The organism is Frankia sp. QA3 (genome assembly GCF_000262465.1).
GTDB lineage: Bacteria > Actinomycetota > Actinomycetes > Frankiales > Frankiaceae > Frankia.
This window is the reverse complement of record NZ_CM001489.1, coordinates 2980621-3004085: the sequence shown is the minus strand read 5'-3', so window position 1 is coordinate 3004085 and position 23465 is coordinate 2980621. Positions and strand designations below refer to the sequence as shown.

General features: G+C 74.5%; 19 protein-coding genes. 15 read left to right on the top strand and 4 right to left on the bottom strand.

Annotated elements, in window-relative coordinates; genetic code table 11:
- Window positions 1-970 (top strand): ATP-binding protein (locus FRAQA3DRAFT_RS12350; protein WP_009739365.1); only part of this gene is annotated, 970 nt, incomplete at its 5' end.
- A gap of 34 nt (window positions 971-1004) precedes the next feature.
- On the opposite strand, the gene FRAQA3DRAFT_RS12345 is transcribed toward FRAQA3DRAFT_RS12350, so the two are convergent.
- A complete protein-coding gene (locus FRAQA3DRAFT_RS12345; RefSeq protein ID WP_009739364.1) occupies window positions 1005-2534 on the bottom strand; it encodes a TIR domain-containing protein in 1530 nt (509 codons plus the stop codon).
- A 268-nt stretch (window positions 2535-2802) separates the two neighbouring features.
- Between FRAQA3DRAFT_RS12345 and FRAQA3DRAFT_RS12340 the strand changes: the two genes are divergently transcribed.
- Entirely contained in the window at window positions 2803-3501 is a 699-nt protein-coding gene (locus tag FRAQA3DRAFT_RS12340; protein WP_009739363.1) for a DUF4157 domain-containing protein, read from the top strand.
- Window positions 3502-3550: 49 nt separating this feature from the next.
- Here the strand turns inward: FRAQA3DRAFT_RS12340 and FRAQA3DRAFT_RS12335 are convergent, their stop codons facing one another.
- Window positions 3551-4759 (bottom strand): OmpA family protein, encoded by a 1209-nt coding sequence (locus FRAQA3DRAFT_RS12335; protein WP_009739362.1) that lies wholly within the window; start codon window positions 4757-4759, stop codon window positions 3551-3553.
- A 221-nt stretch (window positions 4760-4980) separates the two neighbouring features.
- Here FRAQA3DRAFT_RS12335 and FRAQA3DRAFT_RS12330 point away from each other — a divergent pair, with 221 nt between their 5' ends.
- From FRAQA3DRAFT_RS12330 to FRAQA3DRAFT_RS12320, 3 genes are all read left to right on the top strand, one after another.
- Entirely contained in the window at window positions 4981-6558 is a 1578-nt protein-coding gene (locus FRAQA3DRAFT_RS12330) for a phage tail sheath subtilisin-like domain-containing protein (protein WP_009739361.1), read from the top strand.
- 104 nt (window positions 6559-6662) lie between these two features.
- On the top strand, window positions 6663-7103 hold the full coding sequence (locus FRAQA3DRAFT_RS12325) for a phage tail protein (RefSeq protein WP_009739360.1): 441 nt from the start codon (window positions 6663-6665) through the stop codon (window positions 7101-7103).
- Window positions 7104-7128: 25 nt separating this feature from the next.
- Entirely contained in the window at window positions 7129-7578 is a 450-nt protein-coding gene (locus tag FRAQA3DRAFT_RS12320; protein WP_009739359.1) for a hypothetical protein, read from the top strand.
- Between the two features lie 2805 nt (window positions 7579-10383).
- Here FRAQA3DRAFT_RS12320 and FRAQA3DRAFT_RS35010 read toward each other — a convergent pair.
- Entirely contained in the window at window positions 10384-10740 is a 357-nt protein-coding gene (locus tag FRAQA3DRAFT_RS35010; RefSeq protein WP_232292020.1) for a hypothetical protein, read from the bottom strand.
- Window positions 10741-10876: 136 nt separating this feature from the next.
- Between FRAQA3DRAFT_RS35010 and FRAQA3DRAFT_RS38095 the strand changes: the two genes are divergently transcribed.
- The 9 genes from FRAQA3DRAFT_RS38095 (at window position 10877) to FRAQA3DRAFT_RS37150 (ending at window position 18164) form a co-directional block, all read left to right on the top strand.
- Window positions 10877-11005: a hypothetical protein gene (locus tag FRAQA3DRAFT_RS38095; RefSeq protein ID WP_255347018.1), complete on the top strand. Its 129-nt coding sequence runs from the start codon at window positions 10877-10879 to the stop codon at window positions 11003-11005.
- Window positions 11006-11141: 136 nt separating this feature from the next.
- Complete coding sequence (locus FRAQA3DRAFT_RS12310; protein ID WP_009739357.1) at window positions 11142-11573, top strand: phage tail protein; 432 nt, start codon at window positions 11142-11144, stop codon at window positions 11571-11573.
- 2 nt (window positions 11574-11575) lie between these two features.
- Window positions 11576-12265 (top strand): LysM peptidoglycan-binding domain-containing protein, encoded by a 690-nt coding sequence (locus tag FRAQA3DRAFT_RS12305; RefSeq protein ID WP_009739356.1) that lies wholly within the window; start codon window positions 11576-11578, stop codon window positions 12263-12265.
- Window positions 12266-12267: 2 nt separating this feature from the next.
- Window positions 12268-14031: a VgrG-related protein gene (locus FRAQA3DRAFT_RS12300; RefSeq protein ID WP_009739355.1), complete on the top strand. Its 1764-nt coding sequence runs from the start codon at window positions 12268-12270 to the stop codon at window positions 14029-14031.
- A 35-nt stretch (window positions 14032-14066) separates the two neighbouring features.
- The gene (locus tag FRAQA3DRAFT_RS12295) at window positions 14067-14459 is read left to right on the top strand and encodes a PAAR domain-containing protein (RefSeq protein ID WP_009739354.1); all 393 of its coding nucleotides are present in this window, start codon (window positions 14067-14069) and stop codon (window positions 14457-14459) included.
- On the top strand, window positions 14456-14857 hold the full coding sequence (locus tag FRAQA3DRAFT_RS12290) for a GPW/gp25 family protein (protein WP_009739353.1): 402 nt from the start codon (window positions 14456-14458) through the stop codon (window positions 14855-14857). The genes FRAQA3DRAFT_RS12295 and FRAQA3DRAFT_RS12290 overlap by 4 nt, the downstream gene beginning before the upstream one ends.
- Window positions 14854-17016, top strand: coding sequence for a putative baseplate assembly protein (locus tag FRAQA3DRAFT_RS12285; RefSeq protein ID WP_009739352.1), 2163 nt, complete (start codon window positions 14854-14856; stop codon window positions 17014-17016). Before FRAQA3DRAFT_RS12290 ends, FRAQA3DRAFT_RS12285 begins: the two co-directional genes overlap by 4 nt.
- Window positions 17013-17534, top strand: a complete 522-nt coding sequence (locus FRAQA3DRAFT_RS12280) for a phage tail protein (protein WP_009739351.1) — start codon at window positions 17013-17015, stop codon at window positions 17532-17534. Before FRAQA3DRAFT_RS12285 ends, FRAQA3DRAFT_RS12280 begins: the two co-directional genes overlap by 4 nt.
- Window positions 17535-17708: 174 nt before the next feature.
- Entirely contained in the window at window positions 17709-18164 is a 456-nt protein-coding gene (locus tag FRAQA3DRAFT_RS37150) for a hypothetical protein (RefSeq protein WP_009739350.1), read from the top strand.
- Window positions 18165-18337: 173 nt separating this feature from the next.
- Here FRAQA3DRAFT_RS37150 and FRAQA3DRAFT_RS12270 read toward each other — a convergent pair whose 3' ends face one another.
- Window positions 18338-21694, bottom strand: a complete 3357-nt coding sequence (locus tag FRAQA3DRAFT_RS12270; RefSeq protein WP_232292019.1) for a winged helix-turn-helix domain-containing protein — start codon at window positions 21692-21694, stop codon at window positions 18338-18340.
- A 515-nt stretch (window positions 21695-22209) separates the two neighbouring features.
- Here FRAQA3DRAFT_RS12270 and FRAQA3DRAFT_RS12265 point away from each other — a divergent pair.
- Window positions 22210-23391, top strand: a complete 1182-nt coding sequence (locus FRAQA3DRAFT_RS12265) for a hypothetical protein (protein WP_009739348.1) — start codon at window positions 22210-22212, stop codon at window positions 23389-23391.
- The last annotated feature ends 74 nt before the right edge of the window (window positions 23392-23465 follow it).

Sequence of the window (23465 nt, the reverse complement as noted above, 5' to 3'; positions counted from 1 at the left end):
CCGCGCCGTCGCCGCGGCCCGCGTCGACACCGCCGTCGCGACCAGGGGGGCCACAGCGACGGCGACCGGGTCGGACCGATCGCCGCGGCTCGCGCCGGGGCCGGCCGAGCTGCTGGCCGCCGCCAGGCGGCAGAACGCGACCGGGCTGGAGCGCCTGGCGCGCCGGATCGCCCCCGCGGTCGGCTGGGACGATCTGGTCCTGCCGGCGCGCACGCTGTCCGCGCTGCGCCACCTCGCCGGGCGTGGGGCGCATCGCGGCCGCGTGCTCGACGACTGGGGCCTGCGCCGCGGCGGCGGGCGCGGGGAGGCGGTGACCGCGCTGTTCGTCGGCGAGTCCGGCACCGGCAAGACCATGGCGGCCGAGGTCGTCGCCGGGGCGCTCGGCGTCGACCTCTACGTCATCGACCTGTCGACCGTCGTCGACAAGTACATCGGTGAGACCGAGAAGAACCTGGAACGGATCTTCGTCGGCGCCGAGGGCCTCAACGCGGTGCTGTTCTTCGACGAGGCCGACGCGCTGTTCGGCAAGCGTTCCGAGGTCAGCGACGCCCGCGACCGCTACGCCAACGTCGAGGTCGCCTACCTGCTGCAGCGGATCGAGTCGTTCGACGGGGTGGCGATCCTCGCGACCAACCTGGCGGCCAACATCGACGACGCGTTCCGCCGCCGGCTGTCGGTGCTCGCCGAGTTCGCCCGGCCCGACGCCGAGCAGCGCCTCGCGCTGTGGCGGCGGATGCTCGCCGGGGTGCCGCTGGCGGCCGACGTCGACCTGGCGTTCTGCGCGAAGGCGTTCGGCCTCGCTGGCGGCGACATCCGCAACGCCGCCGTCACCGCCGCCTACCTCGGCGCCGCCGCCGGCACCGTCGGCATGCGCGAGGTGATCGCCGCGGTCGGCCTGGAGTACCGCAAGCTCGGCCGCCTCTGCCTCGCCGACGAGTTCGGCCCCTACCTCGACCTACTGCCACGCTGACGCACCTGCTGCCGCACGGGTTCGACCCAGTACCTCAGCGACCGATCTGGAAAAGCCGGACGATGCCGTCCTGGCAGCCGGTGGCCAGGGTCTTACCATCGGGAGAGAAGGCCACTGACCGAACTTTTTCTGGGTGTTGTCTCACCGGATCGGCGGTAGGGCGCAGCAGGGCCGGGTCGCTTGTATCCCACAGCCTGACGGTCTTGTCGCGGCTTCCGGAGGCGAGGGTGCGTCCGTCGGGAGAGAACGCTACCGACCATACGACGCCGCCGTGGTCTCGGCGTGGTTTGGCGACCGCCCGCAGTTGAACCGGTTCGCTGATATCCAGCAACCGGACAGTCGTGATTTCTCCCCCGATGGCGAGAGTGCGACCATTCGAGGAGAAAGCCACCGAGTGTAGTCCTCCGTCGAAGAACTTTTTTCCGGACACGGCGATCGCACCGGGGCGCCTCGAGTCGCTGACGTCCCAGAGGCGGGTGGTGCCCTCATTGTCGACGGTTGCCAAGGTTCGGCCGTCGGCAGAGAACGCCACTGACCGCAGACGTCCGGTGAAATATTTGGTCCGGTTTCTGAGGGTTGCAAGCAGGTTGGGCTGGGTTGGCTTTTCGACGTCCCACAGGCGGACGTTCTTGTCGGAGTTGGCGGTGGCGAGCACTGCGCCAACCGGCGAGAAGGCCACCGACTTGGCAGCTCGAGCATGTCCTGTGAGCTCGGCCACGAGATGTGGCTCTTCCGGATCTCCTACGTCCCATAGGCGCTGCTGACCGCGTCTTTCGAGGCCGCCGGCCGCGGTGGCAAGCGTCCGACCATCTGGAGCGAACGCCACCGACACGACCGTGTTGGAGTGGTTCGTCGGCAGACTCTCGATCATACGAGGCCCGGTCTGTCTGTTGATGTCCCACAGGCAGACGGCTCCGTCGCGGTAACCCGCCGCCAGGATCTCCCGTTGGGGTGAGAAGGCCAGTGACCATGCGCCGGCGGAGTGCCGGGGGAGCTCGGTGACGCGTGGCTGGGAATCTCCCGCGGTGGCGGTGGCGGTGGCGGTGGCGATCGGTCGATCGGGGAAACGCGGCTCGTCGCCTGGTGGTGCCGTCCTGGCGAGAACGGGAAATTCCGGCTCGATAACGGGCTTCGCTCGGCCGGCGAGAGCTCTGCGTACTTCCTCGAGGAGACGTCGGCGGGCCTCCTCGGGGGATTGGTCGAACAGGTCGAAGGAGACCACCGATTCGAGCAGGGTGGGGCGGTCGCAGTCCTCGACCCGTATCGGCAGCAGTTTGCGTTTGAATCCTGTTGGATCGGCGCGGAAGGCGGCCATCCATTCCTGCCTGCCGAAGTCCGAGGTCAGGTAGGCCGGTGAGATCACGGCGATCGTCCGGGTGGCGTGCTCGATTCCTTCCGCCATCCTGATCGTCCAGTTGGTCCCGGCCACGAAGTCCCAGGCCTGGACGAGGACCTGGTAGCCGGCGTCCTCCAGTTGCCAGGCTATCCATTCGGCCCACGGACGATCGGCCTGGTTGTAGGAGATGAAGAAGTCCCACCCTGATCTCTCGCTCGCCCCCGCCATACTCCGACATCTTCCACCACCGCCTGGGTCGGCGAAGCACAAGCCTCGGCCGGCGACGCTGCCGGCGGGGGACCGACCCGACAGGAACGGTGTGGGCGGCGGGGGCGCCTTCCGCGGCAGGTTCTATCGGGCATTGCCCGCGTCCCGATCGGGCAGAAAGCCGGCCCGGAAGCCTGATTTCCTGGCGGCCGTCGTGCCTTCGCCGCGATGAGCCCGACAATGTGGCTGGAGCGCACGTTGGCGGACCTTCGTTCTGTGGAGGACGAGCATGGAAGCGGATCGCCTCGACGGTTCCCGTCCCACGGGCGCCATCCGCTCGGGTGGGGTGCGACGGCCGGACACGGTCGCGCCGTTCGACGCCGTCCTGTCCGGCGCGGGCAACGCGGCCGTCGGCCGGGCGGTCCGCGAGCGGCGGGCGTTCCCGGCGCCGGGCTCCGCGTCGGGTCGGCCCGTGGCCGGGCTGGTGGCGCTCGCCCGCGCCGTTCCCGGCGGTGGAGCGGTGCTGCGCAGCGCGCTGCGGTCGCAGGGTGCCGGCCCGCTGGATCCGGAGATCGGCGACGCGATCGAGGGCCGACGGGGCGCCGGCGCGCCGCTGCCGGAGCCGGTCCGTGCCGAGATGGAGGGTCACCTCGGCGTCGACCTGTCGCCCGTGCGCGTGCACACCGACGCCGCCGCGGCCACGTTGAACCGGGCGGTGCAGGCCGAGGCGTTCACCACCGGGACGGACGTGTTCTTCGCCCCCGGCCGCTACGACCCGGCCAGCGCGGCGGGCCGCGGTCTGCTCGCCCACGAGCTGACCCACGTCGTGCAGCAGTCGACCGGCGCCGGCGGCCCCGGCGGCACCGTCAGCCACCCGGACGACCCCGCCGAGCTCGAGGCGGCGGCGATCGGCGCCCAGGTCGCCCGGCAGGCCGAGGCGCACCCGGCCGGCGCGGGCGACGAGGAGGAGCGGGTACCCGCCAGTTGAGGTGCCTCTCCCGCCTCGGCCGGGTGCCGATGCGGCCGGAGGCAATCCGTCACGGGCTCATCGGTTGGCCGAACGCGCGCTCCAGGAAGGACGCCGGGTCGGCGAGGAGCTCGGCCACAATCGCCTGCGCCTCGATCCTGGGCCGCACGATGATCCCATCCTCCTCACATCGTCCAGTTTTGTGCTGGCGACCAGGCCGGCCAGGGCGGGGCCGACCTTGGTACGGACGAAGGTGTTGACCTCGCCGCGGACGGCGGGTGCGACCTGCCCCCAGCGCCATTCCTCCAGCTCCACCTGGGTGCCGGCGCTGGTGGAGTTCTCGGCACCGGGGCTGCTGGTCGGCTCGGGCTCCGGCCGCGGCGGCCCGGTCGGCGACCGCCTGGGCGCGGCGTAGGCCGAGCTGATCGGTGTGCGCGGCGCCCCCGGTCGGATCGGTGTGGCCGGTGACGGTGAGCACCATCTCGGGATGCAGCCGGAGATATTCGCCGGCGGCCGCCGCCGAGGCGGACGCGGCCGGGTCGAGGTCGGCGGAGTCCAGGGCGAAGTAGCTCACCGACGGCGCCGCGGACGGGGCGGCGGCCTGGTGGTACTGCCGACCGATCTCGACGGCTCGATCGGTCTGTGCCGCAGCGGCACGGACCGAAAGTTCCGCCTGGGCCTGACTGACGGGGCTGTTCGAGGGCTGATCGTCGCCGTAGGCACGCCAGGGCTCGGGATGCGCCTCGCTCGTGACCATCACGCCTCGGCGTCCCTCCAGGTCATGCAGAGCGCCGCTGATGCCACCGGCGACACCGAGCGCGAACAGGTCGACCAGCCTCGCGTGGCCGCCGAGTTCGGCGATCCCGTTGTTGAGCTTCTCGTTCACTTTTGCGCGGATCTTCAGGCGGACGACGGGGGTGGGGTACCTGGTCCGGGGGTCGGCCTGCGCGGTGAGCGCGTCCACCAGCCGATCGGTGGGACGTCGGATGGTGGCGTCGACGACTGGGGGTCCGAAGTTCGCGCGGTACCACCCGATGACGTCCGCCCGGGGAGTGCGGACGTGGTCGGCGTTGACGGCGGCCCGCAGCCGTTGCCGGCCCTGTTCGTTGCGGGTGTCGTTGAGCAGGTCGTCCAGGGAGCCGTACTGGTCGCCGGCCAGCGCGACGATGTCGCCCCAGGACAGCACGGAGCCGTTGCCGAGATCGATGCTGCGACCGGTCGCGTCGCCCAGCTCCTTGTGCTTCCGCGGTGCGAACGCTGGTGGCCACGGGGGACGCATCCGCATGCTCTCGCTGGCTGGCCCCGGCTGCCTCCTACCGGCACCCTGGAATGGCGCCCGGCGATGTGGCCGGTATCGGCGGGGGCCGGCTCTGCCGGACCGGTGGGCTCGCCCGAACGGGCAGTGGCCGGTGCCCCGGACCGTGCGCCGTCGGACGTTGGCCGCGGCCCGCGTCCGGGCGGACGATCTCGGCATCACCCCGAGGCGAGGAGAGCCACGTCATGCCGAACTACCGGTCGCCCGGCGTCTACGTCGAGGAGGTCGAGGCGGGGTCCCGGCCGATCGAGGGCGTGGGCACCGCGGTGGCCGCGTTCGTCGGGTTCACCGCCCGCGGGCCGCGCAACGAGGCGGTGCGGCTGGCGAACTGGGGCCAGTACGTGCAGGTCTTCGGCGACCTCGTCCCTGGCGCCTACCTGCCGCTGGCGGTGTTCCAGTACTTCAACAACGGCGGCGGCGCCTGCTACGTGGTCAGCGTCGGCGCCGGCGGGGAGGGTGCCGCGGCGGGGCCGGTGGGTCAGCTCACCAGCGGCAGCCGGCCGGGTGTCGGCGTCTACCAGATCGAGGCGGTCGACCCGGGGATCCGCGGCAGCCTCGCCGTCGAGATCGCCCCGATCGAGCTGCCCGCCGGCGAGCCGGCGAACGGCGGCGAGGGCGACGGCGAGGGCCGCCCGCCCGCCGAGCCGAGCCGGGTGTTCACCGTCGTCGTCACCCGCGACGGGCGGCAGGTCGAGACCTTCGAGAACGTCACCGCGCGCCGCGGCCGGCGCAACGTGGTCACCGTCGTCAACGAGCAGTCGCAACTCGTCCGGCTCACCGAGCTGGGCGGCGTCACCGCGCTGGACCGAGCGCCGGCCCCCGGGTCGGTCGCCCTGCGCGCGCCCGCGCCGGCCCCGGCGCCGCGAGCCAGCGCCGAGGACTTCGTCGGCGACGTCTCGGCGCGTAGCGGCATCCGAGGGCTCGCCGCCTACGAGGACATCACCATGGTCGTCGCCCCCGACCTGATGTTCTGCTACCAGCAGGGCCAGATCGGGCTGGACACCGTGCAGGCCGTCCAGCAGGCGCTGATCGACCACTGCGAGAACATGGGCGACCGGATGGCGATCCTCGACCCGCCGCCCGGCCTCAACGCCCAACAGATCAAGGACTGGGTCCGGGAGAAGGCCCGCTACGACTCGAAGTACGCCACCCTGTACTGGCCGTGGGTGTCGGTGTTCGACCCGGTGGAGGGCGGCCGGCGGTTCCTCCCGCCGTCCGGGTCGGTCGCCGGGATCTGGGGGCGCAGCGACGACACCCGCGGGGTGCACAAGGCGCCCGCCAACGAGGTCGTCCGGGGCGCGCTCGACCTGGAGACCACGATCACCCGGGCCGAGCACGACGCGCTGAACCCGGAGGGGATCAACGTCATCCGCGCGTTCCCCGGCCGGGGCATCCGGGTCTGGGGGGCCCGGACGCTGTCGTCGGATCCGGCCTGGCGCTACGTCAACGTCCGGCGGCTGTTCAACTACCTGGAGGCGTCGATCCTCGGCGGCACCCAGTGGGCGGTGTTCGAGCCGAACGACCTGGACCTGTGGCAGCGGCTACGGCGCACCGTCGGCGCGTTCCTGCTCGGCATGTGGCGCGACGGCGCGCTGTTCGGCGTCACGCCCGAGCAGGCGTTCTACGTCAAGTGCGACGAGGAGACGAATCCGCCCGGGGTCGTCGACGCCGGCCAGGTGATCATCGAGATCGGGGTGGCTCCGGTCAAGCCGGCCGAGTTCGTCGTCTTCCGCATCGCGCAGATCACCGCCGGCGGCGAGTAGCCCGCCGCGGGGCCCCACCATCCCGACCCGCTCCCGGACACCGACCAGCTCCCGGACACCGACCAGCTCCCGGACACCGACCAGCTCCCGGACAGGAGAACGCCGTGGCCATCGGCGAGGACGCGCTCGGCAACTACGCCTACCAGATCGAGATCGACGGCGTCACGATCGCCCAGTTCAAGGAGGTCTCCGGGCTCAGCGCCGAGATCCAGGTGATCGAGCACAAGGAGAACAAGAAGGGCGGCATCCCGGTCATCAAGAAGCTGCCCGGCGCCCGCAAGTGGGGCGACATCCAGCTCAAGCGCGGCAAGACCGACGATGCCGGCTGGTGGAAATGGATCAAGCAGGTCCAGGAAGGCAAGATCGACGAGGCGCGCAAGAACGGCTCGGTCGTCCTCTACGACTACACCCGCGGCGAGAAGGCCCGCTTCAACTTCCACAACGCCTGGCCGTCCAAGGTCAGCCTCGGCAACCTCCAGGCCGGCGGCAGCGAGATCGCCATCGAGGAGGTCACGCTCGTCCACGAGGGGCTGGAGCTGGCATGAGCGCCGGCGCAGCGGGTGGGTGGCGGTGAACGGGGTGGCGACGGCGACGGTCCCGACCTCGGGCGCGACGACGCCCGCCGGCGGTGGGGGCACCGGGGGCGGGGGGCTGGTGACCGAGTTCGCGTTCACGCTGCCGCGCGGCTACCTGGACGACGACGGCCAGGTCCACCGGGACGGTGTGATGCGGCTGGCCACCGCCCGCGACGAGATCATGCCGTTGCGCGATCCTCGGGTTCGCGACAACGAGGCGTATCTGACGGTGCTGCTGCTCTCCCGGGTGATCACCCGGCTCGGGTCGCTGACGGCCGTCACCCCGGCCGTCGTCGAGGGATTGTTCGCTCCCGACCTGGCCTTCCTTCAGGACCTCTACCGGCGCGTCAACCAGGAGGGGCACACCCACGCCGCGGTGACCTGCCCGTCCTGCGAGCACGCCTTCACGGTCGACGTGGCAGGTGGTGCCCCGGGGGAATCCTGACGTACGCGGCCGAGGACCTGCTCGACGAGGCCGCGTACCTGGCCGCCGGCTTCCACTGGTCGCTGGCGGACATCCTCGACCTCGAGCATCCGGACCGGCGGCGCTTCCACGCCGCCCTGCAACAGCTGGCCGCCCGCCAGCAGTCGACGGCTGACGGCTGACGGCCGGCGCCGCGCGGACCGCGTGCGGACCGACGACATGACGGACCGGGACGAGAACGGAGCCAGCGATGTTCGACGGACTGCGCCGGCTCTGGCGACGGTCGGACGGCACGGACAGCGTCGGGGAGCGGGACGCCTCGGGCACCGTCCAGGACGGCGAAGGGGCCGGTGCCGGCCGGTCGGCCGCCAACGGCGCACGGGGCCGCGAGGACGGCGGATTCGGGATCGACGGCGGCGGATCCCCGGTGGTAGGTGCCGCCGGGATCGGTGCCGCCGGGGTCGGTGCCTCGGCCCGGCCGGCGTGGCGGGAGCTGCCGCCCATCCGGCGTGCCATCGGCGGCCATCCCGTGACCTCGGACGCCACCGCGTTTCCCCGCGGCCTGGGCAGCCGATCCCCCGCGCCGCTGGTGCTGCGCGCGCCTGCCCATGACGTCAACCCGCTCGCCGCGGCCGGCAGCTTCCGCCCGGCCCGCCCGGCTCCCACGACCAGGCCCGCCGCCGGGACGGACCAACCCCGTTCGGCGCCGTCGCCTGCGGTGGGCTCGGTGCCGGTGGGCTCGGTGCCGGTGGGGTCCGTGGGCTGGGCAGGCGCGGCGCCGCCGCGGCCGCTCGCCGCGGCCGCGCAGACAGCGCCGGTGCACCGGTCCGCGTCGCCATTGCCGCCACCGATGGTGCGCAGGATCGACCCGCGGGAGCGCGCCACCGAGGATACGACCGCTTCCGGGCCCGAACGGTCGTGGCCCACCGAACCCGCTGGAACCAGCGGATCCGCCACCGGGCTGGACGGCCCCGACGGGTCGGGCCGCGCGCTGCCTCCTGCCTTCGCCGGTGCCCAGTCGCAGCCGTCCAGGGCCCCGGGGCCGGGCATGTCCCCCGGTCCGAGCTTGCCCCCCGAACTGAGCGGGTCCGCCGGGCTGCGGATCGCCCGCGCCGAAGCTTCGGACGCGGGCGCGACTCCTCCCGGCTCGGGCCTGCGGGCCGCTCGCCCGCCGCTCCCGCGCCGGGGCCGGATCATCGAGTCGCCGTCCGTGCAGCGGGCCGGTACCGCGCCGGGCGCCGGGGAAGCACCGGGGCGCAGGTACGGGCTGGGTCTGCCGGTCTCCCGGCGCGCCGCCGGGACGCCCGGTCCGACCACGCCGCCGGCCGTCGACGGGCGGGCGCGGCGGGGCGACGCCGACCCGGCCGGGCCCCGCCCAGCAGGCGGCCATCAGGGTGGTGAGACCGACGGCGAGCGTGCCGCGGCCGGTCACCCAGGCGGCATCGGCCCGGTCTCGCCCACTGCCGACCCCGCCCTGGCGCCGTCCGCACCCGCCGCTCCGTCCGGGTCCGCCGGGTCCGCCGGGTCCGTCCGGGCGGCAACCGGCCACGCGGCCGTGATCGTGGCACGCGCCGCGGATCCGATGGACGATGTTGCTGGCCCTGACGTTGCTGGCCCTGACGTTGCCGGCCATGACGTGGCAAGCCGCGACGTTGCGGGTCAGGACGTTGTCGTCGCTGCCGAGTCGTACGGGACCGACCCGAGCTCGGCCGCCCGGGCTGGGAGCGGGTCCCGGGCTGGCTCCGGGTCCGAGACCGGTACCGGGCCATCCGTGCAGCCCGGGGCGCTCGGCGCCGTCCCGCCCCTGACCGGCACCGGGGTCGCTCGGGCCGCGCGGCCGGCCTCCAAAGTGGGCGATGCCGCGGCCGGTTCCCTTCCGACTGGCTCTCTCCCGCCTGGCCCGGTCACGGCCGGCCCCCTCGGGGCATCCGTGGCCGATGCCGCCGGCAGGCTGCCCACGGCGCCGTCCCTGCGGATCCACCGGTCTCCTTCGACCGATCTGGCCGCCACCGATCCCGCGGCGCCGACCGTGCGGATCGATCCGGTGCCGGGAGTGCTCGTCGGCCCCGGGCAGGCCGTCCTGCCGGTGCTGCCGGTCGTTGTGGCAGGCGCCGGGGCCTCGTCCGGGCCGGACGCGCCGCCTGCCGATCCTGCGTCGCCCGGGTCGGACGCACCCGCCGGGCGGGGGACTGACGGGCTGGACGGCGTCCGGCCGGCCGGCGGGCTGCGGCCCACCGCGGGTGGGATCGCATCCGTGGTGGCACCCGGGCCCGCCAGCTCCGTCCAACGGCACGCGCCGAGTGTCACCACCACCGCCCGCGGCCAGGGGAGAGCCGGCGAGAGAGCCGATTCACCGGCGGGAGGCCCGTGGGCCGCCGCGGGCTGGGGAGCGCCCGCCGTGGGACCGGACGCCGCCGCCGAACCCGCCGGACCCGCCGAACCCGCCGGACCCGCCGAACCCGCCGGACCGGTCGTCGGTCCGCGCGCCGCGCCTCGGTCACGGCCGGCGCCGGCTCTGCCGTCCATCCCGGGGCCTGGCGTGGGTAACCTCCTGCCGGACCTGGCGGCCACCGCGCCCGAACGCCCGAACGCCCGGCACGCCACCGCGGCGAGTGGGGCGCCCGCTCCGGCCAGGTCCGGCTCCGCGGCCACCCTCGCCACCCGGCGGATAGGGCTGGGCCTGCCGGTGCACCGGACGGCTTCCCGACCAGGGGCGTCCCCGGCGGCTCCCGATCCGCGGTCCCTCGCCGGTCGGTCACTGCCTGGCCTGCCGCCGGCCGACCCGGCCCCGGTCGCAGCGGCGACGGGCGAGCCGGCTCCCGTCGGCTACCCGACGACTGGTCCGACGCCGTCCATGCCGGGGGCCGACGGGCCGGCGTCCTGGACGCCGTCGGCGGCCGGGCCGGTGTCAGGCGTGCCCTCGGCGCCGGACTCGGTGTCCGCCATGCCATCGGTCACCCACTCGGCGTCGGCCATGCCCTCGGTGGCCCGGTCGGCGGTGGGCCTGCCGTCGGCGGTGGGCCTGCCGTCGGCGGCCGGGCCGGTCGTGGCCGGGTCGGCGCGGGGCGGGTGGGTCGCGGACGGCGGCCTGGGGCACGCGGCACCGGCGGCGCACGCGCCGGTGCGCATCGCGGCGCGGGCCGCCGACTGGACCGGTGCGTCCACGTCGTCCACGTCGTCCACGTCGTCCACGCCGTCTGTGGCGCCCGCGATCCGGGTCTTCCGCTCAGCCGAACCGGCCGCCGCCACCGCCGTCCCCGCACCGTCGCCCGGTCCCGGCGTCGCCGCGCCCGCGACGGCGCCAGCCGGTGCGACCGCGGTGAGTGCCGGATCGGACGCCGACATCGCGGGGCTTGCCGAACGGCTCTACGAACATCTCGCCCGCAGGCTGCGCGCCGAGCTGCTCGCCGACCGTGAACGCCGTGGCCTGCTGGCGGACCCGCTGTGACGGGCCGCCCCGGGGATGTCGAGCGGCCCACCCTGCGGTCGGAGAAGCCGGGGAGGCGGCTGGGCGGGCGGGCCCCGGGCGGTGAGCCAGGCGGGCGGGGCAGACCAGTTCATCAACGACAGGAGGGAGAGCAGCGATGGCCGGACTCGTGAACAGCCTGCGTTTCGACGTGACCATCGGCCAGTTCGACCTGGGTGCCTTCACCGCGATCGAGGGCCTCGACGCCAGCTACGAGATCAAGACCTACGACGAGGGCGGCCAGAACGGCTTCCAGCACCAGCTCCTCGGCCGGGTGCACTATCAGAACGTCAAGCTGACCCGGCCCGTCGACCAGGACAGCCGCAAGCTCACCAGCTGGTTCAGCGCCTTCCGCCGGGAGGGCGACGGGGCGCCGACGACGGCCACCATCACCGCGTTCGACGACAACCGGGCGCGCGTCGCCGAATGGTCGATGGTCGGCGTGTGCCCCGTGCGCTACTCCGGGCCGCGGTTCTCGGCCAGCGACGGCAAGATCGCCACGGAGACCCTGGAGTTCGCCCACCAGGGCTTCGCGGTGAGCTGGGGATAGCCGTGGACACCGGTCACGCGAGCTTCACCAGGGCCCGGCTGTGCGAGCAGCGTAACCCCGGCCGGGAGGTCGTCTTCCACCTCAACCCGTCCACGATCAAGATCGGGAAGAAGGCGGAGTACCGGGAGCAGCCGACCCAGGCGGCCAAGAACGCCTCCCGGCCCTCGTTCCTTGGCACTCGGGCCGTCGACCTGCAGTTCAGCCTGTTACTCGACTCGGCGCTCAAGGCCGGCCGCAGCGTGATGATCGAGATCGAGCAGTTGTTGGACTGGATGAACCCGACCGACACCTCGCGCCGCGGGTCGTCACCGAGCCCGCCGGTGCTCATGTTCAACTGGGGCGAGTTCCGGGTGGGCCGGCCGCGGCAGTTCCTCGGCCTGCTCACCAGCGTCGACGCGACCTGCACGATGTTCACCCCGACCGGGGCGCCGACCCGGGCCGAGGTGTCGCTGGCGCTGAAGGCCGCCCCCGAGCCGGCCAAGGGGACGAACCCCACCTCGGGCGGGGTCAGCGCGCGGCACGCCCATCAGGTCATCGCGGGGGAGTCGCTGGCCACCATCGCCCACGGCACCTACGGCGACGCCGGCCGGTGGCGGGCCATCGCCGAGATCAACGGCATCGACGACCCGATGCGGCTGCCGGTCGGGACGCGCCTGCTGCTGCCGGACCACGCCGACCTCGGGAGCCGCTGACCATGCCACCGAACAGTCCACCCGAGACCTACGGGGCGCTGCCCGTTCTCTACGTCGACGGCCGCAAGGTTCCGGCGTCGATCCTCGAGGCGATCCGGGAGGTCGTCGTGCACAGCGACGTGGCGGCGCCCGACGCCTGCCGGGTCGTGCTCGCCGATCCGGGCCGCGACGCGCTGGCCGCCGCCGGGTTCGACTTCCGCCGCGGCCTGAAGGTCACCGCGCCACCGGTGGCCTCGCCGGGCGGCGGCAGCGTGGAGAGGACCCTGTTCGAGGGCATGATCTACAGCATCGGCTTCCACTACGACGAGCACGGCGCCACCACCGTCGCCGTGGCGTACGACAGCTCGTACGCCCTGTTCAACGGGGTGCACACGGCGACCTACCACAACGTCACCGACTCGGACCTGGTCACCCGGATCGCCGCGGAGCTGCACCTGCCGACCGGCACGGTGTCCCCGACCAGCGTCGTGCACGACCACGTCGGCCAGGTCAACGAGACGTACTGGGATTTCCTCACCCGGCGGGCCCGGGAGATCGACCACGTCCTGCGGGTGCGGGACAACAGGCTCGATTTCGTCCGGTCGACGCCGGCCGGCGCCGGGCCGGTGCCGGCCGGCTACGACAGCCAGGACCACCTGCAGCTCACCCCCGGCGGGGACCTGGACGCCTTCTCGGTGCGGGTCACCGCGGCGCAGCAGGTGGCCGAGGTGGAGGTGCGTGGCTGGGACGACCGCGCCAAGCGGGAGATCGCCGCCGTCGCCCGCGCGCAGACCCGCGCGGCGAAGGTCGCCGACGTCCCGGCCGACCTCGCCGCCGGCGCAGGTGCGGGCGGTGCCGGCGGCGCCGCGCGCTTCGTCACGCCCGCCCGGCCGCTGGCCACCCAGGCCGAGTGCGACGCGATGGTCGCCGCGGTCGCCGAGCGGATCGCGAGCACCTCCGTCGCCGCGGAGGGGGTGGCGCATGGCGATCCGCGCATCCTCGCCGGCGTCGCCCTGAGCGTCGGCGCGACCGGAGGGCGGTTCGACGGCCGGCTGACCGTCTCCCATGCCGAGCACCGCTTCGACCACGCCGGCTACCGCACCCGCTTCACGGTCAGTGGCCCGCACGACCGATCGCTGCTGGGGCTGACCTCGGCCGCCGGTGCCCGCCAGGGCGCGCCCCTCATCGCTGGGGTGGTCCCGGGCATCGTCTCCAATATCAACGATCCCGAGTCGCGGGCCCGGGTGCGGGTGCGGCTGCCGTGGCTGTCGGCGCAGTACGAGACCGACTGGGCCCGCGTAGCCGCCCCCGGGGGCGGCCCGGACCGGGGGATGCTGGTGCTGCCGGAGGTCAACGACGAGGTGCTCGTCGCGTTCGAGCAGGGCGATCCGCGCCGGCCGTTCGTGCTCGCCGGCCTGTACAACGGGGTGGACGCGCCACCGTTCGCCGGCGGCGTCGACACGGCGGCGGGCACCGTCGCCCGCCGCGGCCTGCGCACCCGCAAGGGCCACGAGATCGTGGTCAGCGACGCCGACGGCGACGAGCACGTGGAGATCCGTACCCGCGACGGCAAGGTGCGCATCCGCCTCGACCACGACCAGGGCGGGCTGACCGTCGAGGCCGACGCCGACGTCGACCTCCGGGCCCGCGGGCGGTTGTCGCTGACCGCCGAGCAGGATCTGACGATCTCCACCCGTGGCACCGGGACGATCTCCGCGGACGCCGGGCTCACCCTGACCTCCGGCGCGGACGTCACCGTCCAGGGCAATCCGATCCGGCTCAACTGAGAACGGACCGATGAGACACCGAAGGAGGTGGCCTGGTGGGTGCCCCCGCGGCCGTCACCGGCGACCAGATCACCGCCACCTGCGCGGTGCACCAGGTGCCCGGACCGACCGGCACGCCGATTCCGTCGCCGGCGCCGCTGCCGTTCGCCGCCCCGCTGACCACGGGCCTCGCCGCGACGGTCCTCGTCGGCGGCCGGCCCGTCGCCGTGGCCGGATCGGCGGGCCTGAACACGCCGCCGCATGTCGGCCTGCACGTCTCCGACCCGTTCATGGTGCCGGCCGCGCAGCAGGGCCAGGTCGTCGCCGGCAGCGCGACGGTCCTCGCCGAGGGGCGCGGGGTCGCCTACAGCGGCTGCCAGGTCACCGGGTGCGCGCAGCTCCCGGGCCTGCTGACCGGGTCCGCCGCCACCGTGCTGGTCGGGCCGTGAGCACCGACTTCCTCGGTGTCGGCTGGCAGTGGCCGGTCGGCACCGACGCGGTCGGCGCCATCGCGATGACCTCCGGGGTCGACGAGCTGGAACAGGCGATGTACCTGATCCTGAGCACCACGCCCGGGGAACGCCCGATGCGCCCGGAGTTCGGCTGCCCGCTGGCCGACTACGTCTTCGCCCCCGCCGACTCGACCACCGCCGGGCTGATCGCCTTCGAGGTGGTCCGGGCACTGACCCGCTGGGAGCCGCGGATCGACGTCGTCGACGTCGACGTCACCCCCGACCCGGCCGACTCCACCCTGTGGATCGACATCGGCTACGCGGTCCGCGGCGACTACGACCGGCGCAACCTCGTCGTCCCGTTCTACGTCATCCCCGAGGAGGCCGACCGATGACCCTGCCGGCACCGAACCTCGACGACCGCAGCTTCCAGCAGCTCGTCGACGACGCCAAGCGGTTCATCGCCGAGCGCTGCCCGACGTGGACGAACCACAACGTCAGCGATCCGGGCGTCACCCTCGTCGAGACCTTCGCGTGGATGACGGATCTGCTGCTCTACCGGCTCAACCGGGTGCCCGACCGTAACTACGTGCGCTTCCTCGACCTGATGGGGGTGCGGCTGTTCCCTCCGGTCGCCGCCCGTGCCGAGGTGTCGTTCCGGCTGTCCGCCCCGCAGGACTCCGCCGTGCGCATCCCGCGTGGCACGGTCGTGTCGACCCGGCGCACCGCCACCGAACGTGCCGTCGAGTTCACCACCATGACCGACCTCGACGTCGTGCCCGCCCGGTCGGTCGTGGTCGCCTCCGTCGTCGATGCCGAGACGCTGCGCGACCACACCCGCGAGCTCGGGTTCGGTGCCGGCTTCGCCTGCTTCGGCGACCGGCCGCAGGTCGGCGACGCCCTCTACGTCGGGTTCGACCGGCCGGCGCCGTCACTCATCGCGCTGCTGAGGTTCACCTGCACGGTCAGCGGCCATGGCATCGACCCGCTGCGCCCGCCGCTTCGGTGGGAGGCCTGGGACGGCCGACGCTGGCGGGAGTGCCCGCTGGAACAGGACACCACCAACGGGTTGAACACCTCCGGCGTCGTCGAACTGCACCTGCCGGCCGGCCACGCGGTGCGCGACGTCGGCGGGGTGAGCTCGGCGTGGCTGCGCTGCCGGGTCATCGACCGGCCCGGGGCGCCCGCCTACCGGGAGTCGCCGCGCATCGTGTCCCTCACCGGCGCCGCCGTCGGCGGAGACGTGTCGGCCGTCCACGGCGCGCAGGTCCCCGGGGAGGTGCTCGGCACCGCCGAGGGGGTCGCCGGCCAGGAGCTGCGGCTCACCCAGGTTCCCGTCCCGGCCAGCTCCGAGCCGGTCGTGATCCAGGTGAGCGGGGACGACGAGCGGCGCCGGGCCCTGCCGGCCGCGCTGCCCGCCACCGGTGGCGCCGAGCCGCCCGCACCACCGGGGAGAGCGCCCGGCGCCGCCGCGGCGCCCCCGGTGGAACCCTCGGCCGAGGGGCCGGGGGAGGACGCGGCCGGCGGGCGCCGCCGCGGCGGCCCGCGGGGAGCCGATGGCCGCGACGGCCCCGCCGAGGGCTGGACCACCTGGACGCAGGTGGAGTCGTTCGCGTCGAGCGGCCCCGACGATCGGCACGTCACCGTCGACGCGACCACCGGGCTGGTCCGGTTCGGGCCGCTTGTGCGGCTCGCCGACGGTGCGGTACGCCAGTACGGCGCGGTGCCGCCGAAGGGCTCGGTCGTGCGGGTCGGGCCCTACCAGACCGGGGGCGGCCGGGTCGGCAACGTCGTCGCCCGGGCGCTGAACACGCTGCGATCGTCCATCCCGTACGTCGCCGCGGTCTACAACCGGGAGCCGGCGACCGGCGGCGTCGACGGGGAGACCGTCGAGGAGGCCCGCGTCCGCGGGCCGCTGACGCTGCGCCACCGGGACCGCGCGGTCACCGCCGAGGACTTCGAGGTTCTCGCCGCCCAGGCCGCCCCCGAGATCGGCCGGGTCCGTGCCGTCGTGGCGGACTCGGGGCAGGACGCGGGGGTCGTGCGGGTGCTGCTGGTGCCCCGGGCGTCGGGTGAACGCGGCCGGCTCGCGCTGACCCAGCTCGTCGTCCCCGATCGCACCGGCGAGGCGGTGCGGGCCTACCTCGACGCCCGGCGGGTCGTCGGCGTGCGGGTCAGCGTCGAGCCGCCGCGCTACGTCGGGGTGACCGTCGTGGCCCGGCTGCGCTGCGCGGCGGCGGCGCTGCCCGAGCGGGTGCGCGCCGATGCCCTCGACGTTCTGTACCGCTACCTGCACCCGGTCAGCGGCGGGCCCGACGGCACCGGCTGGCCCTTCGGCCGGGCCGTGCACGTCGGGGACGTCTTCGGGGTGCTGCAGGCGGTGCCCGGCGTCGGCTACGTCGACGAGGCGCTGCTGTTCCAGGCCAATCCGGTCAGCCGGGAGCGGTTCGCCCGGGTCGACCGGCTCGACCTGCCGCCGACCAGCCTGGTGTTCAGCTTCGAGCACCAGGTCGAGGCCGTGGCGGCCCCGGCGGCCCCGGCGGCCGGCGGATGAGGGGCTCGGTCGCCGGCCTGGACACGCCCTTCCCGCTGGCCGCCGGCGTGCCCGGGGTCCTGCTCGGCGTGGGCACACTCGACGCGCTGCTCGCGGCCTTCGACGAGGTGCTCGCCCCGGTGCTGGCGACGCTGGACAGTTTCGACGCCTACCTCGACCCGCGGCTGGCCCCGGCGGACTTCCTCGGCTGGCTGGCCGGCTGGGTGGGGCTGGCGGTGGACGGCGGCTGGTCGGTCGAGCGGACCCGCGCGGTCCTCGCCGAGGTGCCGGAGCTGCTGCGCTGGCGCGGCACGGCGCGGGGGGTGGCCGCGGCCGTGCGCGTCCTCGCCGGCGTCGAGGCGGAGGTGGTCGACAGCGGCGGGGTGAGCTGGTCACCGCGCCCCCAGGGGCCCGCGCCCGGCGGCGGCGCCCCGCGGCTGGTCGTGCGGGTCCCGGCCGGCAGCGACCTGCGAGCCGTCGAGACCGCCGTGCTGGCGGCCAAGCCGGCCCACGTGCCGCACCGCGTCCAGGTGCGCTGAAAAGCTTTTGGTAGATCTTCGGCTAGCCAGATCATGAGGCGAGGCGAATCACCTCGCCGCGGCCTGACGGCATGGCGGCCGACATCGGGTTTCGTTCAGGCATCTTGACCTCACGTCCACTTGAGCTTTTACGGTGGCCGTGTCCGTGCGGCCGGTCGGAAGGAGCACATCAGGATGGTCATGAAGGAGTACTCCCTGGAGGAGCTCGCCTCCCAGCCTCTCGGCTACTGGAGCGGCGAGGCGTACCGCAGGGTGGTCGGGCGCATCCGGGCGGAACTGGCCGTGGAGAACCTCACCCAGCCGCATTGGTGGACGCTCAACCACGTCGCCGGCGCCCCCGGCAGGTGGGGCCGCGCGAAGCTTGCCGAACGGCTGGCTCCCTTCGACGACCTCGGGATCGATATCGACGGGGTTCTGATCGACCTGATTGCTCGCGGATGGATGCAGGAAGCCGGGGGAACACTGACGCTGACCGAGGCAGGGGAGGCCGGGCGGCTCCGGGCCAGGGATCGCAGCGCACGAGCTCACGAGCAGATCCACGAAGGTATCGACACGGCCGAGTATGTGGCGGCCCTCAATGTACTGCGTCGCGTGGTCGCCAACCTCGGTGGAAACAGCGATCTTCCTTGACGCGGCCGCTACCGGTCCGGGGACACGTTCTGGCATGCGGAGAAATTCCACCGCACAGCCCGGACATCGACAATGGAGCGGCATGAAGCTGAGATAGTCCATGACACCAGCGTCCAGGGAACGGGCAGCACCTCACCCGTTCCCCGCCTCATCGGGTGGTTCTTTCCGGCCGGCTACTCCTCGCCCCGCATTCGGCGCTCGGCCGCGGCCGCATCGGTGATGCCCAGCTCCGCCAGCATCTGCGCGTAGCGTGCCTCGGCGCGGACGGCGGCGGCGGGAAAGCCGCCGGCGCCCAGCGCCACCAGCAGCACGTGCCACAACCCGTCCCGGTAGCGGTCGAGTTCGAGGCCGCGTTCGGCGTGGCGGACCGCCTCGCCGTGACGGCCGGCCGCGGTGCACAGTTCGGCGGCCCGTTCGCAGGCGCTCGCCACGGTCGTGCGCAGGCGGTCCTGCTCCGCGAGCAGCCACTCGGACTGGCTGCCCACCGGCACCGCGTCGCCCGCGTAGAGGGCGATGGCGGCGGCGAGGGCGTCCCGTTCGGCGCCGGCGTCCTGCCCGCGGCGGGCTGCGGTGGCGGCGGCGAGCAGCCGCTCCAGCCGGCGGATGTCGTGGTCGTCCGGATGAGTCAGGGCCAGCAGGTAGCCGTGCCCGTGGCGGCGTAGCAGTCCCCGGCGGCCGCGGGGCACGTCCGGTTCGAGCAGGTTGCGCAGTGAGCTGACCGCCACCTGCAGGCTGTGGTGCGCCTGCGCCGGTGCCGCCTTCGGCCAGATGAGCTCGATCAGGCGGTCGCGGTGCACCGGCCGGTCGGCGTGCACGGCGAGCAGGCGCAGCAGTTCGAGGTTGCGCGGCTGCACGCCGGCCAGGTCGACGCCGACCCCGCCGACGGCGAGGTCGAAGCGGCCCAGGCAGTGGACGGTCAGCCGCGGCGTGGCGGCGGGATCGACCGTCGTGGGGACCGTCGTTGCGACCCTTGGTGGCCCGTCGGGACGCCCGTCGGGGAGCGCGTCGGGGAGCGCGTCGACCGGCACGGCGGCGGAGTCAGCCCGCGGGCCGGCTCCGCTTCCCTGCCCGGCGCCGTTCCCCTCGGCATCACCGTTCCCCTCGCCGGCGCTGGGGGGAACGGTGGTGCCGGTGGTGCCGGCGCGGGGCTCGGTACCGGGCTCGGTGCCGGGCTCGGTGCCGGGCGGGGGCGCCGTGCCCAGCAGGCCGTCGATCCAGGCGCCGAGACCGGCGGCTTCGGCGATCCGGCGGGCGGTCCGGTGCGGATGGTGGCGCGGCGAGGCGCCGGCGGCGTCCTGACCGGGCCCGGGCGGCGGCGCGCTGCCGGCGAGGGCCAATGCGTGCGGGGTCGGCCCGAGCCGCGCGGCTGCCCGCACGATCCGTTCGGTGGCCTCGGCGCCGGGCGCGGACCCGGCGCGCCGCCAGGCGACCAGGGCGGCCGAGCGGGCCCAGACGGCGAGGGCCGGCGCGGACAGCTCATCGAAGGTCAGCGCCGCGGCGTCCAGTCGCCCGGCGAGCCGGCGCAGCGCGTTGCGGCCCGGCACCGCGGCCGGACCCGATCCGGGCAGCGGGCCACCCGTACCGGTCGCGCCGCGGGCCACCACGGGCGGCGCCGCGGCGTCCCCGAGGTCCCCCGGAAACTCGCCCGGCCGGGCCAGGCCGATGCAGGCGGCCAGCAGGAGCAGGGTTGCGCCGCCCCACCGGTCGTCGACCCGGCGGGCCGCCTCAAGCAGGTGTGGCAGGTGCCGTCCACCGGCTCCGAGCTGCAGCGCGCGGATACCGACCGCCACCCGCAGCACCGCCGGGCGGCCGAGCAGCTCCGCCGCGGCCACGGCCTCCTCGACGGCGTCGCCGGCCGGCTCGTCGCGTAGCAGCAGGGTGCATGCGGCACGCCCGATCGCCGCCACGGTCTCGACGAGAGGACTCGCCTCCATGCCCGCGGTGATCACGCCGAAGTGCTGGCGGGCGGTCGCGACCTCACCGGCGACCAGCGCGGCGATCCCGCGCAGCAGCGCCGCCTGCGCGGTGTCGGCCGGACCGTCCAGCTGGGGCGCCGGGTCGGCGAGCGCCGCGCGAACACTGCTCAGCCAGGTGGCGCCGCGCTGCGGTGCCGGGTGCAGCCAGGCGTCGAGCTCGCCCCGTTCCCGATGCACCCGGGTCGGCGTCGCCGGCCCGAACGCATCCGCGGCCTCCCGGTAGGCGACGGCCGCCGCGTCGAGCGCGCCGTCGGCGGCCAGCCGGCGGGCCACCGCGAGTAGCACCCACGGGTCGGACTCGCGGATCGAGGCCGGTAGCTGCTCGAACCAGTCGGCGGGGTCGTCCGCGAGGTGCCGCCCGCGCTGGCCGAGCAGCCGCCGCACCTGCTCCCAGTCGTCGCCGCGTCCGTAGCACAGCAACGCCTCGGTGAGCGCGCCGTCGGCCTCGCACAGCCGCGCCGCGGCCCGGTGCACCTCCTGCGCGGCCGGCTCGCCGAGCTCCTGCACGAGCCGTTCCAGCAGGTGGATCCGCAGTACCTCGTGGTACCGGTAGGTCCGACCGTCGTCCTCGACGAAGGTGAACAGTCCCCGACGCTCCAGCTCCGCGAGCTGCGCACCGCTGCCGCTGCGACCCAGCAGCGCGTCGCAGCGCCGGTCGGTCAGCCGGTCGAACACGCTCGTGCGGACGAGGAAGTCCCGTTCCTGGGCGCTCACCGCGTCCAGCACGTGCCGGGACAGGTAGTCGCGGGTGAGCCGGGTGTTGCTGAGCTCGGCGAGGATCTTCACGCGCTCGGAGGCCGGCCGACCTCGGGTGGCGAGGTGAAACAGCTGCAGGCCGGCGGCCCAGCCGTCGGTGCAGCGGGTCAGCGAGGTCACCTCCTCCGGCCGAAGTCGCACCCCGTGGCAGTCGCGGAACAGCTCCTCGACCTCCCAGGTTCGAAAGCGCAGCGCGTCGGCGTCCAGCTCGCGGATCTGCCCGGCCAGCCGTAGCCGGTGCAGGTCCAGGTCGAGGCGCCGGCGGCTGGCGGCGAGCATCCGCACCGACGGGGGCAGGTAGTCGAGGAACGCCTGCACCGCGTCCTGCGCCGCCCGGCCCTGTACCGCGTGCAGGTCATCGAGGACGATCAACAGCTCGCCGGTCAGCTGCGCGTCGAGGTCGGCGACGGCGTCCTCGATCGTCTGCCAGCCTGGTTCCGTGCGGATGACGGGCAGGGCGTCGGGCCCGGCCGCGCCGGGCGCGGGCGGCGGGAAGGCGCCCCCGTCGGCCGTGGCCGTCCCGGGTGGCGCCACGGCGTCCCGAACGGCGGCATGCAGGTGGGCGAGGAAGGGAACGAGGTCACCGATCCGATCGTCGAGGGTCAGCCAGGCGACCGGACAGGAGCTTGCCTGCGCGATCTCGGCCAGCAGGGTCGTCTTACCCGCCCCGGCCGGGGCGACGACGATGCCCACCCGGTAGGCGGCGGGAATGCGCAGCGGCGCGGTGAGCCGTGGCCGGTGCATCCCGCTCGCCGCCGGCCGGCGGACCCGTGCCCGAACGATCGGTGGCGACGGCATGCCGCTCACCGCGCCGCTCCACGGCAGCGCACAGACCTGATTGCCGCCTGAATCGGCCCACCCCAGCCGCGCAGCATCCCCCGCCTCCGACATTCCGCGAAGACATTCCCGGCCCCCGTTCCGCGGGTGACCGTTGTGTTGACCATACCCCGAGTCCTTTTCCGGGTGAGTTCGCGTGCGGCAATTCGTCGCGGGTCCTCCCGGCGGGGGTCAGGCCTGCCGCGACACCCCCCGGAGGGCGCGGTGGCCGTCCGGATTCACCCGCGCCGCAGGCATCCAGGCGCAGGTGGAGTCGATGCAGCCGGCTCGCGGTCCCGTCGGCGGCGGCGCCCGGTCCGCTGAGCGGACCGACGGGTTCCCACCTCGTGGCCGGGTCGGTATCATTCATGAATCACGCCGTCCCGTCGAATTTCGGCGCGGCCGGATGCATTCCATGATGGCCGTCGTGACGACCGTTCGCGGAATTCGTGTCGACGGCGGGGGCGAATGGTGAGCAAGCCCGGGGGGGTTCTGAGTTGTCGGAGTTCGGGGGGGTCGACAGCGACGGCCTCGCGGCGCTTTTCGCGTCCGACCTGGCCGGCGGCGACCAGGCCGCCTCCCCACCCCGGCCGACGGAGTCCGCGCAGCCGCAGCCGGCGTGGCGCGACGAGTCCGGTGCCACGATCGACCTCGACCCGACCGACATCCCGGGGACCGTCCACCCCCCGCGTCGGCCGACCGCCGCCCGGCCCCGACCCACGGCGCCGGCCGGGGGGCCGCCCGTTCCCACCGCGGCCGCGCCCCCGGTTCCACCCGCGCCCCCGGTTCCACCCGCGCCCCCGGTTCCACCCGCGCTCGCGCCGCCGGTCTCGTCCTTCCCGGCGCCGCCTGCACCCGTGGCCGCAGGCTCCGCTCTGCCCGCACGGCCGTTGCCCGCGGACGGGGTGGTCGCCGGCGGGGCACACGTCCGCTATCAGCCGTTGTCGAGGGCGCTCGTCGTAGCGCCGACGGACGGTTCGCCGCTGCGGCTGCCCGCCGCCGTGGGAGCCAGGGTCCACGCCGTCACGGGAGGAACCGTGGTCGCCCTCGCCGCCGGGGACCGCACGCTCGGCCTGCTCGGCGACGACGGCCTGACCTACCGCTACGAGAGCGTGCGCTGGTCGGTCGGGCCGGGCCGGCGGGTGATGCCGGGGCAGGCCGTCGGGGTGCTCGGGCCGCGGCCGCACGGCGGCGCTTCCGCGACCGCCTGCCTGCTACTCGCGGTGAGCGGGCCGGACGGGCGGACGGTCGACGCCTTCGCGCTTCTCGCCGGTCTGCCGGACCCGGCCGAGACCGGCTGGTGGGCTACCGTCGACGGTACCGACCCGGAGCAGGTCTCCTGGGCACGCCCCTCGGCCGGCGCGCCGCCGTCCCCGCCGTCCCCGCCGTCGCGCACTCCGGCGACGTCCGGGTCCTCGCGCGACCCGCGGCCGGAGCCGGGACGTCCCGAACCATCTCGCCTACCTGCGCACCCGGCGCACCCCACACCCCCGCCGCCCCTCCCGGCAGTCCCCCCGCCCACCCGACGCGAGCCGGCCGCCTCCTCACCGCAGCCGCGGCCGGATGGACCCCTTCCCGGCGACGACGGCGCCGACGTCCGGCCGGCGGACCTGGCCGCGCTGGTGGTGGCGGAGCCGGTGCGTCCGGTCCGGTGGACCGGGACGGATGGACGGGCATGACGATCTGCTCGGACTGCCGGCGGGACAACGACGACGGCGTCCAGTTCTGCCTCGGGTGCGGGCGTTTCCTGTGG

What these genes read in the sequence shown, in the direction of transcription:
- FRAQA3DRAFT_RS12270 (WP_232292019.1), bottom strand. Translation starts at nt 21,694, where the DNA reads ATGCCGTCGCCACCGATCGTTCGGGCACGGGTCCGCCGGCCGGCGGCG.
- FRAQA3DRAFT_RS12340 (WP_009739363.1), top strand. Translation starts at nt 2,803, where the DNA reads ATGGAAGCGGATCGCCTCGACGGTTCCCGTCCCACGGGCGCCATCCGC.
- FRAQA3DRAFT_RS12280 (WP_009739351.1), top strand. Translation starts at nt 17,013, where the DNA reads ATGAGGGGCTCGGTCGCCGGCCTGGACACGCCCTTCCCGCTGGCCGCC.
- FRAQA3DRAFT_RS12330 (WP_009739361.1), top strand. Translation starts at nt 4,981, where the DNA reads ATGCCGAACTACCGGTCGCCCGGCGTCTACGTCGAGGAGGTCGAGGCG.
- FRAQA3DRAFT_RS12285 (WP_009739352.1), top strand. Translation starts at nt 14,854, where the DNA reads ATGACCCTGCCGGCACCGAACCTCGACGACCGCAGCTTCCAGCAGCTC.
- FRAQA3DRAFT_RS37150 (WP_009739350.1), top strand. Translation starts at nt 17,709, where the DNA reads ATGGTCATGAAGGAGTACTCCCTGGAGGAGCTCGCCTCCCAGCCTCTC.
- FRAQA3DRAFT_RS12310 (WP_009739357.1), top strand. Translation starts at nt 11,142, where the DNA reads ATGGCCGGACTCGTGAACAGCCTGCGTTTCGACGTGACCATCGGCCAG.
- FRAQA3DRAFT_RS12300 (WP_009739355.1), top strand. Translation starts at nt 12,268, where the DNA reads ATGCCACCGAACAGTCCACCCGAGACCTACGGGGCGCTGCCCGTTCTC.
- FRAQA3DRAFT_RS12345 (WP_009739364.1), bottom strand. Translation starts at nt 2,534, where the DNA reads ATGGCGGGGGCGAGCGAGAGATCAGGGTGGGACTTCTTCATCTCCTAC.
- FRAQA3DRAFT_RS12335 (WP_009739362.1), bottom strand. Translation starts at nt 4,759, where the DNA reads ATGCGTCCCCCGTGGCCACCAGCGTTCGCACCGCGGAAGCACAAGGAG.